The 16,469-nt window shown below is 72.2% G+C and carries 14 protein-coding genes; 7 read left to right on the forward strand and 7 right to left on the reverse strand.

Annotated elements, in window-relative coordinates:
- The first annotated feature begins 128 nt into the window (after positions 1-128).
- The 5 genes from ACIPEQ_RS06180 (at position 129) to ACIPEQ_RS06200 (ending at position 7,218) form a co-directional block, all read left to right on the forward strand.
- A complete protein-coding gene (locus ACIPEQ_RS06180; protein WP_402714496.1) occupies positions 129-1,427 on the forward strand; it encodes an ABC transporter substrate-binding protein in 1,299 nt (432 codons plus the stop codon).
- 2 nt (positions 1,428-1,429) lie between these two features.
- Entirely contained in the window at positions 1,430-2,449 is a 1,020-nt protein-coding gene (locus ACIPEQ_RS06185; RefSeq protein WP_126892593.1) for a carbohydrate ABC transporter permease, read from the forward strand.
- Positions 2,449-3,342: a carbohydrate ABC transporter permease gene (locus ACIPEQ_RS06190; protein ID WP_209679692.1), complete on the forward strand. Its 894-nt coding sequence runs from the start codon at positions 2,449-2,451 to the stop codon at positions 3,340-3,342. The genes ACIPEQ_RS06185 and ACIPEQ_RS06190 overlap by 1 nt, the downstream gene beginning before the upstream one ends.
- A 140-nt stretch (positions 3,343-3,482) precedes the next feature.
- Positions 3,483-5,879 (forward strand): glycoside hydrolase family 3 N-terminal domain-containing protein, encoded by a 2,397-nt coding sequence (locus ACIPEQ_RS06195; RefSeq protein ID WP_402714808.1) that lies wholly within the window; start codon positions 3,483-3,485, stop codon positions 5,877-5,879.
- 181 nt (positions 5,880-6,060) lie between these two features.
- The gene (locus tag ACIPEQ_RS06200) at positions 6,061-7,218 is read left to right on the forward strand and encodes a PP2C family protein-serine/threonine phosphatase (RefSeq protein ID WP_402714497.1); all 1,158 of its coding nucleotides are present in this window, start codon (positions 6,061-6,063) and stop codon (positions 7,216-7,218) included.
- Positions 7,219-7,239: 21 nt separating this feature from the next.
- Here ACIPEQ_RS06200 and katG read toward each other — a convergent pair whose 3' ends face one another.
- From katG to ACIPEQ_RS06215, 3 genes are all read right to left on the reverse strand, one after another.
- Positions 7,240-9,645, reverse strand: coding sequence for a catalase/peroxidase HPI (katG, locus tag ACIPEQ_RS06205; RefSeq protein ID WP_402714498.1), 2,406 nt, complete (start codon positions 9,643-9,645; stop codon positions 7,240-7,242).
- The gene (locus tag ACIPEQ_RS06210; RefSeq protein ID WP_402714499.1) at positions 9,642-10,214 is read right to left on the reverse strand and encodes a DUF2231 domain-containing protein; all 573 of its coding nucleotides are present in this window, start codon (positions 10,212-10,214) and stop codon (positions 9,642-9,644) included. The genes katG and ACIPEQ_RS06210 overlap by 4 nt, the downstream gene beginning before the upstream one ends.
- A 158-nt stretch (positions 10,215-10,372) precedes the next feature.
- Entirely contained in the window at positions 10,373-10,567 is a 195-nt protein-coding gene (locus tag ACIPEQ_RS06215) for a hypothetical protein (protein WP_402714500.1), read from the reverse strand.
- A 138-nt stretch (positions 10,568-10,705) separates the two neighbouring features.
- Here ACIPEQ_RS06215 and ACIPEQ_RS06220 point away from each other — a divergent pair, with 138 nt between their 5' ends.
- Positions 10,706-10,879, forward strand: a complete 174-nt coding sequence (locus ACIPEQ_RS06220) for a hypothetical protein (RefSeq protein ID WP_209823113.1) — start codon at positions 10,706-10,708, stop codon at positions 10,877-10,879.
- Positions 10,880-10,997: 118 nt separating this feature from the next.
- The gene (locus ACIPEQ_RS06225; protein ID WP_402714501.1) at positions 10,998-11,570 is read left to right on the forward strand and encodes a TetR family transcriptional regulator; all 573 of its coding nucleotides are present in this window, start codon (positions 10,998-11,000) and stop codon (positions 11,568-11,570) included.
- Here the strand turns inward: ACIPEQ_RS06225 and ACIPEQ_RS06230 are convergent.
- The 4 genes from ACIPEQ_RS06230 to xylA all read right to left on the reverse strand — a co-directional run bounded on the left by ACIPEQ_RS06230 (position 11,528) and on the right by xylA (position 16,466).
- Positions 11,528-12,535, reverse strand: coding sequence for a helix-turn-helix domain-containing protein (locus ACIPEQ_RS06230; RefSeq protein WP_402714502.1), 1,008 nt, complete (start codon positions 12,533-12,535; stop codon positions 11,528-11,530). The genes ACIPEQ_RS06225 and ACIPEQ_RS06230 overlap by 43 nt on opposite strands.
- A gap of 128 nt (positions 12,536-12,663) precedes the next feature.
- Complete coding sequence (locus tag ACIPEQ_RS06235) at positions 12,664-13,653, reverse strand: acetylxylan esterase (RefSeq protein ID WP_402714503.1); 990 nt, start codon at positions 13,651-13,653, stop codon at positions 12,664-12,666.
- Between the two features lie 118 nt (positions 13,654-13,771).
- The gene (locus ACIPEQ_RS06240; RefSeq protein ID WP_402714504.1) at positions 13,772-15,280 is read right to left on the reverse strand and encodes a xylulokinase; all 1,509 of its coding nucleotides are present in this window, start codon (positions 15,278-15,280) and stop codon (positions 13,772-13,774) included.
- Complete coding sequence (xylA, locus tag ACIPEQ_RS06245; protein ID WP_137766612.1) at positions 15,273-16,466, reverse strand: xylose isomerase; 1,194 nt, start codon at positions 16,464-16,466, stop codon at positions 15,273-15,275. The genes ACIPEQ_RS06240 and xylA overlap by 8 nt, the downstream gene beginning before the upstream one ends.
- Between the last annotated feature and the right edge of the window lie 3 nt (positions 16,467-16,469).

The raw sequence follows: 16,469 nt of genomic DNA on the forward strand, positions 1-16,469 counted from the left end.
GCCAGTCCGCGCATCACGGTTAGAAAACGTTATCGATAACGATTGACAACGCTGCGGAGCACCTGGCACGCTCTCCGCAGCGGCATCGACTGCCGCGAACGTCAACGACGACACCGAGGAGTTCCACGATGACGAGGAAGATCCGTGCCGCGGCAGCCATCGCGCTGGTCGGGGCCACCGCGCTCACGATGGCGGGCTGTTCCGCCGGCGGCAGCGACCCGTCCCAGGACGGCGGCAAGGTCACGATGACCTTCTGGCACAACTCGACCACCGGTCCGGGCAAGGCCTACTGGGACGACACCGTCAAGGCCTTCGAGCAGAAGTACCCGAACGTCACGATCAAGGTCCAGGCGATCCAGAACGAGGATCTCGACGGCAAGCTCCAGACCGCGCTGAACTCCGGCGACGGTCCGGACGTCTTCCTGCAGCGCGGCGGCGGCAAGATGGACGCGATGATCGCAGCCGGTCAGCTGATGGACATCTCCGACTCGATCAGCGCCGACGCGAAGCAGTCGATCAGCAAGGGCACCTTCGCCGGGTACGAGAAGGACGGCAAGACCTACGCGATGCCGGGCGCCGTTCTCCCCGAGGGCATCTGGTACTCGAAGGACCTGTTCGCCGAGGCCGGCATCGAGGGCACCCCGACCACGATGGACCAGCTGAACGAGGACGTCGCCAAGCTCAAGGCGAAGGACATCGACCCGGTCGCCGTCGGCGCGAAGGACGCCTGGCCCGCCGCGCACTGGTACTACAACTTCGCGCTCCGCGAGTGCAGCGAGAAGACGCTGAACGACGCCGCGAAGACGCTGAAGTTCGACGACGCCTGCTGGACCAAGGCCGGTCAGCAGCTCGAGGACTTCAACAAGACGGAGCCGTTCAACCAGGGCTTCCTGACCACCGCCGCCCAGCAGGGTGCCGGCAGCTCGGCCGGACTCCTGGCGAACCACAAGGCCGCGATGGAGCTGATGGGGGCCTGGGACCCGGGCGTGATCGCCTCGCTCACCCCGGACTCCAAGCCGCTGCAGGACCTCGGCTGGTTCCCGTTCCCGGCGGTCGACGGCGGGAAGGGTGACCCGAAGTCGATGATGGGTGGTGTCGACGGCAACTCCTGCTCGGCACAGGCCCCGAAGAAGGCCTGCACCGACTTCCTCAACTTCATCGTGCAGAAGGACAACCAGGAGGCCTACTACAAGGCCTTCAACGCGATCCCCGTCAACAAGGACGCCCAGTCGGTCGTCTCCGAGCCCTACCTGAAGACGGCCCTCGCGGCCTACCAGGAGGCACCGTTCGTCTCGCAGTACCTCGACACCCTGTACGGCCAGAACGTCGGCAACGCGCTGAACACCAGCGTCGTCGACCTGCTCGCCGGCAAGGGCAACGCGAAGGACATCGTCGAGACCACCAACCAGGCTGCGGCCAAGGGCTGATCATGGCGCTCGACACCTCCCTCGGCACGAACCCGGCGAAGGCGTCGGGCACAGCTCCCGGGACGTCCCCGGCGGGGAGCGGTTCGCCGCTCCCCGCCCGGCGGACCGCCAAGCGCGTCGCCGACTGGCGCAAGCGCGTCGAGATCGCGGTCCTCGCCGGACCCGCGGTCATCGTCTTCGTGACCTTCGTCATCCTGCCGGTGGCGCTGGCCGCGTACTACGGCTTCTACAAGTGGCAGGGCTACGGCCCACCGACGAACTTCGTCGGGCTGCAGAACTACCTGATCATCTTCCAGGACAAGGCGTTCCAGTCCGTCCTGCTGCACAACGGCTTCATCGTCGTGATGTCGCTCGTGCTGCAGGGCCCGATCGCGATCGTCCTCGCGCTCCTGCTCAACCAGAAGATGCGCGGTCGCGGACTCGTCCGCGTGCTCGTCTTCGTGCCGTACGTGATCTCCGAGGTCATCGTCGGCACCGGTTGGAGCCTCATGCTCCAGTCGAACGGTGCCGTGAACGACCTGATGCAGGGCATCGGGCTCGGCGGCCTCCGTCAGGACTGGCTCTCGAACCCGGACATCGCGATCTGGAGCCTCCTCGCGATCATCTCGTGGAAGTACATCGGCTTCGCGGTGATCCTGTTCCTCGCCGGCCTGCAGAGCATCCCCGAGGAGCTCTTCGAGGCGGCGGCGATCGACGGCGCGAGCTACTGGCAGATCCAGCGCCGGATCACCCTGCCGCTGCTCGGCCCGACCATCCGCATCTGGGCGTTCCTGTCGATCATCGGCTCCCTCCAGCTGTTCGACCTCGTCTACATCATCTGGGGCCAGTACATCTCCTCGACCGCGGGCACCTCGACCATGGCGACGTACATGGTCGCGAACGGCCGGACCTCGGGCAACTACGGGTTCGGCAGCGCCGTCGCCGTGGTCATGTTCCTGATCTCGCTCGCGGTCGCCCTGGTCTACCAGCACTTCGTGCTCCGTCGGGACACCGCGGGCGCCATCACCGAGAGGAAGCACTGATGGCCATCACCAGCGCCACCACCAACCTCGTCGCCCCCGGTCGCCGTGGTGCCCGGGCGCGGAAGTCCGGGGCCGCACTCGGTCAGGCGAGCCCGCTGACCTACGTCGTCGCGATCCTGTTCGTCGCCGCGAACCTCGCCCCGGTGCTCTACATCGTGCTGGGCGGGTTCCGGACGAACTCGCAGATCACGACGAGCCCGGCCGGCCTGCCCGCGCCGTTCCAGTTCGGCAACTACGGCTCGGTGCTGTCGAGCGGCATCTTCTGGCAGCAGCTCGGGAACTCGACGATCAGTGCCCTGAGCACCACGCTCGGCGTCGTCGTGCTCGGCCTGATGGTCAGCTTCGTGCTCGCCCGCTACTCCTTCCGGGGCCGCGGGGCGGTCTACGCGCTGTTCGCCGCGGGCCTGATGTTCCCGATCACGGTCGCCATCACGCCGCTCTACCTGCTCGTCAAGGACCTCGGTCTCACGAACAGCCTGGCCGGTGTGATCCTGCCGCAGATCGCGTTCGCCCTGCCGACGACCGTCATCATCCTGGTGCCGTTCCTGCGGGCGATCCCCGACGAGCTCGAGGAGGCCGCCTCGATCGACGGCGCCAGCCGCCTCGGCTTCTTCTTCCGCATGATCGTCCCGCTGTCGCTGCCCGGCGTGGTGACGGTCGGGATCCTCGCCTTCATCGGCAGCTGGAACAGCTACATCCTGCCGCTGTTCATCCTCAACAACGAGGCCGCGTACACGCTGCCGCTCGGTGTCCAGGCGTTCTCGTCGCAGTACTCCGTCGACACGGCCAAGGTCCTCGCGTTCACGTCGATGTCGATGATCCCCGCGCTGGTGTTCTTCACGATCTTCCAGAAGCGCATCGTCGGCGGCCTGACCGGGGCGGTGAAGGGGTGACCACGCTCGACCACACGGTCACCACCGACGGCCAGGAGGCGCGTGGCACGTCCGCACCGCCGCTCACCGACGCCACCCGCGACGGACGGGAGGCGCGTGGCGGCGCCGCCACGGGCCTCCCGTCCGACCGCGTCACCGCGCTGCTCGCCGCGATGACGCTCGAGGAGAAGACGGCGCAGCTGGTCGGCTACTGGCTCGACCAGAACGGCGTCGTCGCCCCGATGCAGGGAGAGATGGCCGCAGCGCAGCAGGGGACGGCGCTCGCCGACGTCACCCGGCACGGACTCGGGCAGTACACCCGCGTGTACGGCACCCGACCCGTCGAACCCGACGAGCGCGCCGCCTGGCTGTGGGCGGAGCAGCGGCGGCTGAAGCGCGAGACGCGCCTCGGCATCCCGGCGCTCGTCCACGAGGAGTGCCTGACCGGACTCGCGGCGTGGAAGGCGGCGACCTTCCCGACGCCGCTGGCGTGGGGAGCGTCGTTCGACCCGGAGCTCGTCGAGCAGGTCGGCGCCGTGATCGGCCGCTCGATGCGTGAGCTCGGCGTCCACCAGGGCCTCGCGCCCGTGCTCGACGTCGTGCGGGACCCCCGCTGGGGACGCGTCGACGAGTGCATCGGCGAGGACCCCTACCTGGTCGGCACGGTCGGCACCGCGTACGTGCGGGGCGTGCAGAGCGCCGGTGTCGACGCGACGCTCAAGCACTTCCTCGGGTACTCGGCCTCACGAGCCGGTCGCAACCACGCGCCGGTGCACGCCGGTCCGCGCGAGGTCGCCGACGTCTTCCTGCCGCCGTTCGAGATGGCGCTCGTCGACGGGGGTGCCCGGAGCGTCATGAACTCGTACGCGGAGATCGACGGCGTGCCCGTCGCCGCCGACCCCGCGCTGCTCACCGACCTGCTGCGCGACCGGCTCGGGTTCGACGGGACGGTCGTGGCGGACTACTTCTCCGTCGCGTTCCTCGAGGTGATGCACGGTGTCGCCCGTGACCGCGGCGAGGCGGCCGCGACGGCGCTCACGGCCGGCATCGACGTCGAGCTGCCGACGGGTGACGCGTACCTCGCGCCGCTCGTCGAGCGGGTCCGCAGCGGACTCGTCGACGAGGCCCTCGTGGACCGTGCCGTGCTGCGCGTGCTCCGGCAGAAGGAGCGGCTCGGTCTGCTCGAACCGGACGCCTTCGAGGACGAGCCGCCGACGGCCGTCGACCTCGACTCGCCCGAGCACAGGGCGCTGGCGCGGCGACTGGCGGCCGAGTCGCTGGTGCTGCTGTCGAACGACGGCGTGCTGCCGCTCGGCAGCGGCGCCGCCGCCCCCGTCGGTGGCGGCGCTGCCGCCCCCGTCTCCCAGACCCCGGGCGCCGTCCTGCAGGGCCCGGTCGCGGTGATCGGCCCGAACGCCCACCGCGCCGAGGCCCTGCAGGGCTGCTACTCGTTCGCGAACCACGTGCTGGCCACCCACCCGGGGCTGGACCTCGGCTTCGCGATCCCGACCGTGCTCGAGGCGCTGCAGGACTCGCTCGGACCCGACGCCGTCCGGTACGCCCGCGGCACCGAGGTCGAGGGCGACGACCGCTCCGGCATCGCCGAGGCCGTCGCGGTCGCGCAGGAGTCCGCCGTCGCGGTCGTGGTGGTCGGCGACCAGGCCGGCCTGTTCGGTCGCGGCACGGTCGGCGAGGGCAACGACTCCGAGTCGCTCGACCTGCCCGGCGTGCAGCGCGAGCTCGTCGAGGCAGTCGTGGGCACCGGCACCCCGACCGTCGTCGTGCTGCTCACCGGTCGCCCGTACGCGATCGGCTGGGCGCTCGACGGCGACCAGCAGAAGCCCGCTGCGGTCGTGCAGGCGTTCTTCCCCGGCGAAGAGGGCGGCACCGCGATCGCCGACCTGCTCACCGGTGCCGCCGCACCCTCGGGTCGCCTGCCGGTCTCGCTGCCGCGGTCGGCCGGGGCCCAGCCGTACTCGTACCTGCACCCGCGCCTCGGCGGTCCGTCCGACGTCACGGCGACGGACTCCACCCCGGTCCGACCGTTCGGCTTCGGCCTGACGTGGACGTCCTTCGCGTACGAGGACCTGACCGTGGACGGGACCGCGACCACGGACGGGTCCTTCACGGCGTCGGTCACCGTGCGGAACACCGGCCACCGGGACGGCGTCGAGGTCGTCCAGCTCTACGGGCACGACCCGCACGCGTCGATCACGCGTCCGGTCGCGCACCTGCTCGGCTACGCGCGGGTCGCCGTGGCGGCGGGGGAGTCCGTCACAATGGAGTTCGACGTGCCCGTCGCGCGGTTCGCCTTCACCGACCGTGCGATGCGGAAGGTGGTCGAGCCGGGCGACGTCGAGGTGTGGGTCGCGTCCGACGCGTCGGCGTCGCGGCCGGGAGGCCCGCTGGAGACGGGCGGGATCGTCGCGTCCGGCGACGGGCCGATCCGGCACGAGTTCCCCCGGTCCGCGACGGAGCGTGCGGTCGTTCGCCTGACCGGCGCCGTGCACGGGGTCACGCTGGCCGACCGGCGCACCGTCACCTGGACGACCGTCTGACCGGGCAGCACTGACGGTCGGTCGGCGCCGCCGCGGAGTGTCCGGATCAGGGACCCCGCGGCGGCGTCCGCGTGCGTCCCGACGTCGGGCCGGTACGGTGGAACGAGTCTTCCACGGGGACCGCGACACGGTGTGCCACCACGCACCGCGGCCCCGGTGGACCAGGAGGAGGACGACAGCCGTGAGCACCGACGACCAGGCACGCGTGCGCAGTGCGCTCGTCGCGGCGCTCGACGTCGTCGACGCGGCACCGTCGGAGCGCTTCGAGCGCATCGTCCGGGTCGCGCGCGAGGTCTTCGACGTGCCGCTGTCCTACGTCAACGTGCTCGACGACGACCTGCTGCACACCCTCACGCCGAACATCCCCGACGAGATCGCCTCCGGGCCGGTCGGGTGGTCGTTCTGCCAGCTGACGGTGCAGCAGACGGAGCCGACCGTGGTGCCGGACACCACGGTCGATCCCCGCACCGCCGACCTGCCGGGTGTCACGCGGCGCGGCATCCGGTTCTACGCGGGCGTCCCGCTGACCATCGCCGGCGGGGAGCCCGTCGGGACGCTCTGCCTCATGGACACCCGACCGCGCGCGTTCTCCCCGCAGGACATCGCCGCGCTCATCGACCTCGGGCACTGGGCCGAACGAGCCCTCGGGCAGGGGTTGCACCACGACCGCCTGCTCGAGGTCGCCACCGCCCTCGCGCCGAGCGCCGTCGCACCCGCCGGGTACCGGATCGACGGGATCACCGTGCCCTACGGGGACCTCAGCGGCGACCTGCACGACTGGTCCGTGGTCGACGGTGACCTCGTCCTGACCCTCGCCGACGTCATGGGGAAGGAACAGCCGGCCGCACTGCTCGCGGCGGGCATCCGCGCTGCCCTCCGGCAGCACCGGACCGTCCCGCCCGTGGCCGCGGTGACCGCCGTCGAGCCCGCCCTCGCCGAGGACCTCGGCCGCGCGAGCGCCTTCGCCACCCTGTTCCACGCCCGGCTCGATCCTGCCAGCGGGGTCGTCGACATCGTGGACGCGGGCCACGGGCTGGCGGTGCACGTCCCGGCGGACGGCACGCCGAGGGTGCTCCGGTCGCACGGGCTGCCGCTCGGACTGCACCCGGAGGGCACCCTGCGCCGGGCGTCGACCACGACCCTGGAGCCCGGCGACGCCCTCGTCGTGGTGAGCGACGGCGCGCTCGACCTGGGCGACGGCACGATCGACACGCTCCTCGACCTCGCCCGCACGCTGCGCACCGCGTCCGGCGTCGTCGCCTTCCTCGAGACGGTGCGGCTGCGCGCGGCCGAGCGGGCCGAGGACGACGTGACGGTCGTCGTCCTCGGCCGGGCCTGACGGGCGCGGAGCCGACCCGGGTCAGGCGGCCATCGGGCCGTACCGGCGGTGCCCCTTGACGTCGTAGCGGTCGAGCATCATGACCTTGTCCCACGCGGCGACGAAGTCGCGCACGAAGCGCTCCTGCCCGTCGCTCCCGGCGTAGACGTCGACGATCGAGCGGAGCTGCGCGTTCGAGCCGAACACCAGGTCGTTCCGGGAGGCCGTCCAACGCTCCTCGCCGGTGGCCTGCACGGTCCCGGTGAAGGTCGTCTCGGTGTCGTCGGTCTTCTTCCACACCAGGTCGGTGTCCGTCAGGTTGACGAAGAAGTCCGTCGTCAGCGCGCCGACGCGGTCGGTCAGGACACCCGTCGACGAGCCGTCCCAGTTCGCGCCGAGCACCCGCAGCCCGCCGGTGAGCACCGTCCACTCCGGTGCCGTGAGCGTCATGAGGTTCGCGCGGTCCAGGAACACGGCCTCCGGAGCGACGCCGGGGGCGAAGTCCGCGAAGCGCTCGGAGACGTGGTTCCGGAACCCGTCGGCGACCGGCCGCAGCCACTCGAACATCTCGACGTCGGTCTGCTCCTGGGAGGCGTCGACGCGGCCGGGCGTGAACGGCACCGTGACCTCGACACCCGCGGCGCGCGCGGCGTCCTCGACCCCGACGCAGCCGGCGAGCACGACCAGGTCGGCGAGCGAGACGTGCCTCCCGTCCTGTTCGAAGGTCGCCTTGACCCCGCGGAGGGTCTCGACGACGGGGACCGTTCGGCGGTTGACCGGCCAGTCCTTCTGCGGTGCCAGCGCGATGCGTCCGCCGTTCGCGCCGCCGCGCTTGTCGCTGTCGCGGTAGGTCGAGGCGGCGGAGTACGCGGTGACGACCAGGTCGGACACCGGGGTGCCGGTCGCGCGGATCGCGGTTCGGAGGGCGTCGACGTCCGCGTCGGTCAGGGGGTCGCCGTCCGCGTCGGGCAGCGGGTCCTGCCACAGCAGGTCGTCCGAGATGGTCGTCTCCGGGCCGAGGTAGCGGTGCTTCGGACCCATGTCGCGGTGCGTCAGCTTGTACCAGGCCTTCGAGAACGCCGTGGTGAACAGGTCGAAGTCGGCGAGGAAGCGCTCGCACACCTCGCGGTAGGCCGGGTCGACCTTCAGCGCGATGTCCGAGGTCATCATCATGAGCGCGTGCGTCTCGCCGGGCACGTGGGCGTCCGGGGTGCGCGGAGCGTCGGGGTCCTTCGGTGTCCACTGCAGCGCGCCCGCGGGGCTCTTCGTCTGCTCCCACTCGTGGCCGAACAGGTTCTCGAGGTAGCTGTTGTCCCAGCGGGTCGGGTCCTGGGTCCAGCTGCCCTCGATGCCGTTCGTCATCGTGTCCTTGCCGTTGCCGGCACCCTGCGGGTTGTGCCAGCCGAGCCCCATCGCCTCGATCGGCGCGATCTCCGGCGGCGGGCCGATCTGGGCCGCGGGCACCTGGCCGTGGCTCTTGCCGAACGCGTGGCCACCGGCGATCAGGGCGACGGTCTCCTCGTCGTTCATCGCCATCCGGCTGAAGGTGATGCGGATGTCGCGCGCCGAGCCCATCGGGTCGCCGTTCGCGTACGGGCCCTCGGGGTTGACGTAGATGAGCGCCTGGTGCGAGGCGGCGAGGGGGCTCTGCAGGTCGTAGTCCGCGTCGCCGTTCTCGCCGTGCCACCGCTCGTCGCGCTGCACCATGTCGTCGTAGCTCTCGACGTGGTGCGGGTCCCAGACCTCCGGGCCCCACCAGGTGCCCTCGTCCGGCTCCCACGCGTCGAGCCGACCGCCGCCGAACCCGTACGTCGGCAGGCCCATGAGCTCGAGGGAGCAGTTGCCCGTGAGCACCATCAGGTCGGCCCACGAGAGCGCGTTGCCGTACTTGCGCTTGATCGGCTGGAGCAGTCGTCGCGACTTGTCGGTGTTGCCGTTGTCCCACCAGCTGCTGATCGGGGCGAAGCGCTGCATCGCGGTGCCCGCACCACCGCGGCCGTCCGCGATGCGGTAGGTACCGGCGGCGTGCCACGCCATGCGGATCATCTGCGGGCCGTAGTTGCCGTAGTCGGCGGGCCACCAGTCGACCGAGGTCGTGAGCAGCTGCATGATGTCGCGCTTGAGCTCCTCGAGGTCGATCGTGGCGAAGGCCGCCGCGTAGTCGAAGTCCGCGCCGAGCGGGTCGGCGTCGACCCCGTTGCGGTGGAGCAGCTCGACGCGGAGCCGCTGCGGGTACCACCCTTCGAGCGAGGACGGCGCCTGGCCGAACGTGCCGCCCAGGTGGTCGCCACCGGCGGGCAGGGACCCGGCCATGTGGAAGCTGCAGGTGTCCGTGCCGTCGGCGTCCCGGGCGTGGGTGCCGTGGAAGGAGGCTCCCTGCGGGGTGGCCGTGTCGTGCGGCTCGGTGCCGTCGGTGCCGTGCGTGCCGGTCGTGCTGTCGTCGCTCAACGCTGCTCCTCTTCGGTGACTGTCCGCAGGACGCGGGTCCTGCCCGTCACGCTCCGCCCCTGGGCTGGGAGGACGGCGGGAGCGGTGCGCAACCCGGCGGCGGTTCCTGTCAGCCCTTCCAGACCGACACGGCGCCGGCGTGACCGATCACGACGACCTCCACGAGCGAGCCGATCCCGGCGGTGACGAGCAGCACGGGGCCGACGATGCCCACCGCCCGTGCCAGCCCGGCGTTCGTCACGCGCGGCGAAGCGGTGCCAGCCCCACCACGCCGTCAGCAGCACGAACGCCGCGATCGACCACGGCAGCAGACCGTCCGCGAGTTCGGTGTGCCGCTCGAGCAGGGCGGTCTCCCGCTCACGGTGCTCGAGCCACTCGCCGGACGAGGTCGCGAGCGGCACCGAGACCAGCGCCACCAGGGCGATGACCGGTGCGCCGACCGCGAGCCACCGTCGGGCCGCCGGCCAGGCCGCGGTCACGATCGCGACGAGGGCCGCGACCGGGACGGAGACCGTCGTCAGGTGCACGAGGAGCGGGTGCAGGGGGATGCCGTCGGACTGCCAGTCCATCGATGGCCTCTCGGGTCGCGCGTCGGTGGTTCCGACGACCTGCGATCAGCCAATCGGCCCGGCCCGCGCCGCGCTCGTCCGGCAGGCCGCTCGGCGCACTCCGCGATCACTCGAACCCGCACACGGAAGGTCCGCAGTACCGCTCCGGCGCGACGCCGTCAGGGGCGGTGGTCGTACCGACCAGGGGGCGGGTCGAGCGGGAGCTGCCGTGGCGACTGCGCGCCGTTCCTCGCGGCGCCGACGGCGGTCACGGACCGCGCGACGATGCGCACCGCGGTCGCGAACCAACCGCGCTTCCGCGGGTGCTCGAACGCGTCGTCGCCCCACGGTCGATCGTCGTCGGTGTCCCCCATGACGCCCCTCCTGGTCGCTGTGCCCGCGAGGCTACACGGCCGTGGACCGCACCGCGAGGTCCGGGACCCGTGCACGCTCCGGGAACCCCGGGGGAGCGTGGGTACCGTGGCCCTCCTCACACCGTGAAGGAGCACGCCATGACCGACGCCGACGACCCGCGCGACACCGTCAACGACCCCGAGGGCACCGAGAAGCCCGACGGCCTCGGCGAGGACGGCACGATCCCCGCGCACCCCGAGGGGGTGGCCGCCGGCTTCGCCGGCGACGACTCGCACTTCAACCCCGAAGAGGACGACGAGTCGGCGGAGTAGCCGACCCGACCACGAGACGGGACGGGAGGCCCGTGGCGACGCCGCCACGGGCCTCCCGTGTGTCCCCGGTCGCCGCGTCGCCACCGGGACCGGTCCGCGGATCGGTACCGTGTCGGACATGGCCCGCTTCACGCCCCCCGCTGCCGACGCGATGCGCGCGACCCTGCTCGCCGCCGCCCGCGACGAGTTCGCCGCCCACGGGCTGGCCGGGGCGCGCGTCGAGCGCCTCGCCGCCGAGGCCGGCAGCAACAAGGCGCAGGTCTTCCACTACTTCGGGGGCAAGGACGGGCTGTTCGACGCGCTGCTGACGAGCGAGCTGACGGCCGTGCACGACGCCGCGCCGCTCGACACCGCCGACCTGGCCGCGTGGGCCGGTCGTCTGCACGACGTCCTGGTCGAGCGCCCGTGGGTGCAGCGGCTCGCGACCTGGCACCGGCTCGAGCGGCCGGACACGCCGGTCGAGGCGCTCGCCGCGCAGTACGCCGACGCCGTCGCCGAGGTCGAGCGGGCCCAGCGCGCCGGGGTGCTCCCGCGACGCTTCCGCCCCGCGGTGCTCTACGCGCTCGTCGTCCAGCTCGCCGAGGTCTGGTCGACCCTCCCGCCCGAGGCGTCCGCTCCGGTCGCCTCGGTCGTGCCGATGCGCCGCCGTCAGGTCGTCGTGGACGCCGTCGGAGCACTGCTCGGGGACTGACCGGTCTCCCGCCGGACCCTCCGGTGCAGCGTGTCCGAGGGGCGCTCGCCGAAGGCGCCGGCGTAGGTGCCCGCGAACCGACCGAGGTGCGCGAAGCCCCACGCCCTGGCGACCTCGGCGACCGTGGTGGTCGACGGGTCCCCGGCTTCGAGCGCCGCGTGCACGCGGTGCAGTCGCACGTCGCGCAGGAACTGCATCGGGCTCGCCGCGCCCGCACGGTGGAACGCCGCCTGCAGGCCCCGGGCGCTGAGCCCCGTGGCGCGGCAGACGTCGGCCGTGGTGAGCGGTCGGCGGGCGTTCGCCGCGATCCACTCCTGGGCGGCGCGGACCGCACCGTGCCCCGCCGCAGCGATGCCCGACGGCGGGGTCTGGTCGAAGGCCTCGAGGACGGCCTCGGCGATCCTCCGGTGCTGCGCCTCGCGGAGGGGCGGCGCGGCGCGCGGGTCCCACAGTGTCCCCGCGGCCCCGGCGATCGTCCGGCGGAGTGCGGGCAGGGCGTCGGGGTCGGCGGTCGTCCGCAGGTCGAGCGGGCCGGGCAGGTCTCCTCGGAGCGCTGCCGAGACCGACTCCAGGAAGTCGGCGTCGAAGCGGATGACGTGCTGCACCGCGGGGGCGGCGTCGAAGGTGAACGGGCGCCCTGCCGGGTACGCCACGGGGAGGTTCGGGTGCATGGTGATCGGGTCGCGGCGGTCGGCGTCGAGGACCATGCCCGGTCCGGTGGCCCACGCCAGGGTGTACTGCCGCCCGGGGTTGATCGTGCCCCAGCGGTGCGCTGCGACCGCCGAGGTCGCGGTGGTCACCCGCTCGTCGCCGACCGCGCGGTAGCGGTAGGAGAACCCGTCGGCCACCGCCTGCCCGATGTTGATGTCGTGACTGCTGTAGACGCCCTCGAACAGGTCGACGGCATCGTCGACCACGGTGCCGTGGTGCTCGGTCGCGGTGGGGGTCCGGGTGTCGCTGTGCATGCGCGGACCAGTCTGCGCCTCGTCGCCGGGTGCCGGCGGTGCGGTGCGCGTCGCGGCGTTCCGGCTTTCCGGCTTTCCGGCGTTAAATTTATCGTCGCCGGTCCAACGTTGTTAACTTTAACTACGGGTCAGCCGAGGCGCTGCGCCAGGAACGCCGCCTGCCGCTCCCAGTGCCGGTGGCCGCCGCCCTCGTGGCCGTTGTACGGGTAGACCTCGATGTGCTTGTCCGTCGACGCCAGTGCGTTGTACGCCGCGAAGGTCGTGCGTGGGGGCACCACGTCGTCCATGAGCGCGACGGAGAACAGCGCCGGGGCCGTGATCCGTGCGGCCAGGTTCACGCCGTCGAAGTACGCCGCGGTGTCCCACACGGTCTCGACCGCGTCCCGGTGCACGGCGAGGTACTGGGCGAGCTCCAGGTACGGGCCGCCCACCGCGACGTCGGTGCCGTGCTCCCAGTCCGACAGGAACGCGACGTCCGGCAGCACGGCGACGAGCGGTGCGGTGTGCGCCTCGACCAGGGCGGCCGCGGCGATCGCGATGCCGCCGCCCTGGCTGCCGCCGGTCAACACGATGCGGTCCGGGTCGACCCCGGGCAGCGTGCGGATCGCGTCGACGAGCCGGACCGCGTCCGTGTACACGCGGCGGTAGTAGTGCTCGGCGGGCGAGGCGATGCCGCTCGCCATCCACCCGCCGCCGTTCGGGCCGGAGCCGTGCGGGTCGGGGGTGTCACCGCCGGACCCCCAGCCGCTGCCCTGCCCGCGGGTGTCCATCACGACGTGCACGTACCCGGCGAGGGCCCACGAGACCCGCTCGCCCGGCAGGCCCCGACCGCCGCCGTACCCGATGAACTCGACCACGGCGGGCAGGTCACCCGTCGAGCCCGCCGGACGCGAGACCCAGGCACGGACGGGGTCGCCGGCGAAGCCCGGGAACGTCAGGTCCTGCACGTCGAGCGCGGTGACCGGCGTGGTGGCGGGGACGAGCACGGGCTCGGTCCCGGCGCCGGCCGCTCGGGCCTCGGCGATCGTGTCCGTCCAGAAGGCGTCGAGGTCGTCGGGCCGCCGCACGGTCGGCCGGTACGCGCGGAGCTGGTCGAGGGGCAGGTCGGTGAGCGGCATGGGGTCCTTCCGGCAGAGGTGACGTGGGCTGTTCCGCGTGCGGGATGTCGAACCGCTCGTAGGGTGCCGGTTCTTCCTGCACCCTACGAGCGATTCGTCTTCCTACGAGCGGTTCGTCCTACTGGCGTGCGGCGGAGCGGTACTGCTCGAGCACCTCGGGGTGCGGGTCCGCGGGCGCGACCGTCGCGGAGACCTCCCACGACGGCAGGCTCCCGGTCAGCACCCACGCGGCCTGTCGAGCGGCACCCGAGGCGACGTACTCGCCGGGCTCCGGGATCGACACGTCGCGGCCGAACACCTGCGCGGCGACGGCCCGGACGGCCTCGTTCCGCGCGGCCCCACCGATGAGCAGCAGCCGCGACACGTGCACGCCGGTGTCCTCGACCGCGGCGAGACCGTCGGCGAGGGCGCAGAGCATGCCCTCGACGGCCGCACGAGCGAGGTGCGCCCGGTCGGTCGTCACGGGCGTCATGCCCACGAGCGAGGCGGTCGCGTCCGGCCGGTTCGGCGTGCGCTCGCCGACGAAGTACGGCACGAGCACGAGCCCGTCCGCCCCCGCCGGCGCCTGCAGCGCGAGCTCGCCGAGCTCGTCGTGGTCGACGGAGAGGAGTCCGCCGATCACCTCGAGCACGCGGGCCGCGTTCAGGGTCGTGACGATCGGGAGGCGCGACCCGGTCCCGTCGGCGAAGCCCGCCACGGTCCCGCTCGGGTCGGTCACCTCGGTGTCGGTGACGCCGAAGACCGTCCCGCTGGTGCCGAGGGACACCGCGACGTCGCCCGGGCCGAGCCCGAGGCCGAGCGCTGCCCCGGCGTTGTCGCCGAGCCCCGGGCCGACGACGAGGCCGACGCGGGCGACGGCACCGCCCGGCAGCTCGACGTCGGACGTCAGCGTGCCCATCGCCTCGTCGGGAACCACGACCCGCGGGACGACGACCAGGTCGTCGTCCCCGTCGTGCGCGGTGCCGTCGTGCGTTCCGGCAGCGACCCGTGCACGACGACCGAGCGCCTGCTCGAACAGCTCGGTGTCGTACTCCCGGCGCACCGGGTCCCAGTAGCCGGTGCCGCTGGCGTCCGAGCCGTCGGTCGCGAGGGCGTCGAGGTCCGGTCCGAGCGGGCTCTCGTCCGCCGGTCCGTACCCGCGCAGCCGCCACGACAGCCAGTCGTGGGGGAGTGCGACGGCGGCGACGCGCGCCGCGTTGTCGGGCTCCGCGTCGCGGAGCCACCGCAGCTTGGTGCCGGTGAACGAGGCCACCGGCACCAGACCCGTCCGGGCGACCCATGCCTCCCGGCCGAGCTCGTCGACCATCTGCGCGGCCGCGTCGGCACTGCGGACGTCGTTCCAGAGGAGCGCGTCGCGGACCACGCGACCGTCGGCGTCGAGCGCGACCATGCCGTGCTGCTGCCCGGCGATCGCGACGGCGGCGACGTCGTCGAACCCGCCGGCGTCCGCGATCGCGGTGCCGAGCGCGTCCCACCAGTGGCGGGGGTCGACGGACGTGCCGTCCGGGTGGGACGCGCGTCCCTCCCGGACGACCGCACCGGTGGCCGCGTCACGGATGGTGACCTTGCAGGACTGGGTCGAGGAGTCGACCCCTACGACGAGCCGACGCTCGACGACGTCAGCCACGAGCGCCCATGAGGTGCTCGATCGCGAGCTGCTGCAGGCGCACGAAGCCGAAGCCCTTGCCGCCGAAGTACGCGTCGGCGTCGAAGTCCTCGTACGCCGAGCGGTCGGCGAGGAAGTCGTCGTACGACTCGCCGCTGTTCAGCGTCGGCGTCGAGAGCTCGTCGACCTTGGCGGCGGACAGGGCCTCCTGCACCTCGGGGTCGGCACGGAACGCCTGCGCGCGCTCCTTGAGGAGCAGGTACATGCGCATGTTCGCCTTCGCCGAGTCCCAGACGCCCGTGATGTCCTCGGTGCGGCTCGGCTTGTAGTCGAAGTGACGGGGACCGTCGTACGCCTGGCCACCCTGCGGGGCGCCGTGCTCGAGCAGGTCGACGAGCGAGAACGCGTTCTGCAGGTCGCCGTGGCCGAACACCAGGTCCTGGTCGTACTTGATGCCGCGCTGCCCGTTGAGGTCGATGTGGAAGAGCTTGCCCTGGTAGAGCGCCTGGGCGATGCCGGCCGTGAAGTTCAGGCCCGCCATCTGCTCGTGGCCGACCTCGGGGTTGATGCCGAACAGCTCCGGACGCTCGAGCGTCTCGGTGAAGGCGATCGCGTGACCGAGGGTCGGCAGCAGGATGTCGCCGCGGGGCTCGTTCGGCTTCGGCTCGATGGCGAAGCGGATGTCGTAGCCCTTGTCGGTGACGTACTGGGCGAGCAGGTTCACGGCCTCGCGGTAGCGCTCGAGCGCTGCCTGCACGTCCTTGGCGGAGTCGTACTCCGAGCCCTCGCGGCCACCCCACATGACGAAGGTCTTCGCGCCGAGCTCGGCGGCCAGGTCGAGGTTGCGGAGCACCTTGCGGAGCGCGAAGCGACGGACGTTCCGGTCGTTCGAGGTGAAGCCGCCGTCCTTGAAGACCGGGGCCGAGAACAGGTTCGTCGTGACCATCGGCACGATGATCCCGGTGGAGTCGAGCGCGCCCTTGAGGCGGTCGATCTGCGCCTGGCGCTCGGCGTCGGTCGAGCCGAAGGCGAACAGGTCGTCGTCGTGGAAGGTCAGGCCGTAGGCACCGAGCTCGTCGAGCTTCTCGACCGCCTCGACCACGTCCAGCGCGGGACGGGTCGGGCCGCCGAACGGGTCGGAGCCGTTGTAGCCGATGGTCCAGAGACCGAAGGAGAACTTGTCGTCGCGGGTGGGCGTCGTTGCCATGGT

Origin of the sequence: Curtobacterium sp. NPDC087080 (assembly GCF_044745105.1) — a bacterium.
Taxonomy (GTDB): domain Bacteria; phylum Actinomycetota; class Actinomycetes; order Actinomycetales; family Microbacteriaceae; genus Curtobacterium.

Coding starts and splice junctions, on each gene's coding strand:
- ACIPEQ_RS06185 (WP_126892593.1), top strand. CDS start 1,430: ATGGCGCTCGACACCTCCCTCGGCACGAACCCGGCGAAGGCGTCGGGC.
- ACIPEQ_RS06230 (WP_402714502.1), bottom strand. CDS start 12,535: ATGCACAGCGACACCCGGACCCCCACCGCGACCGAGCACCACGGCACC.
- ACIPEQ_RS06220 (WP_209823113.1), top strand. CDS start 10,706: ATGACCGACGCCGACGACCCGCGCGACACCGTCAACGACCCCGAGGGC.
- ACIPEQ_RS06215 (WP_402714500.1), bottom strand. CDS start 10,567: ATGGGGGACACCGACGACGATCGACCGTGGGGCGACGACGCGTTCGAG.
- ACIPEQ_RS06190 (WP_209679692.1), top strand. CDS start 2,449: ATGGCCATCACCAGCGCCACCACCAACCTCGTCGCCCCCGGTCGCCGT.
- ACIPEQ_RS06210 (WP_402714499.1), bottom strand. CDS start 10,214: ATGGACTGGCAGTCCGACGGCATCCCCCTGCACCCGCTCCTCGTGCAC.
- ACIPEQ_RS06225 (WP_402714501.1), top strand. CDS start 10,998: ATGGCCCGCTTCACGCCCCCCGCTGCCGACGCGATGCGCGCGACCCTG.
- ACIPEQ_RS06235 (WP_402714503.1), bottom strand. CDS start 13,653: ATGCCGCTCACCGACCTGCCCCTCGACCAGCTCCGCGCGTACCGGCCG.
- ACIPEQ_RS06180 (WP_402714496.1), top strand. CDS start 129: ATGACGAGGAAGATCCGTGCCGCGGCAGCCATCGCGCTGGTCGGGGCC.
- xylA (WP_137766612.1), bottom strand. CDS start 16,466: ATGGCAACGACGCCCACCCGCGACGACAAGTTCTCCTTCGGTCTCTGG.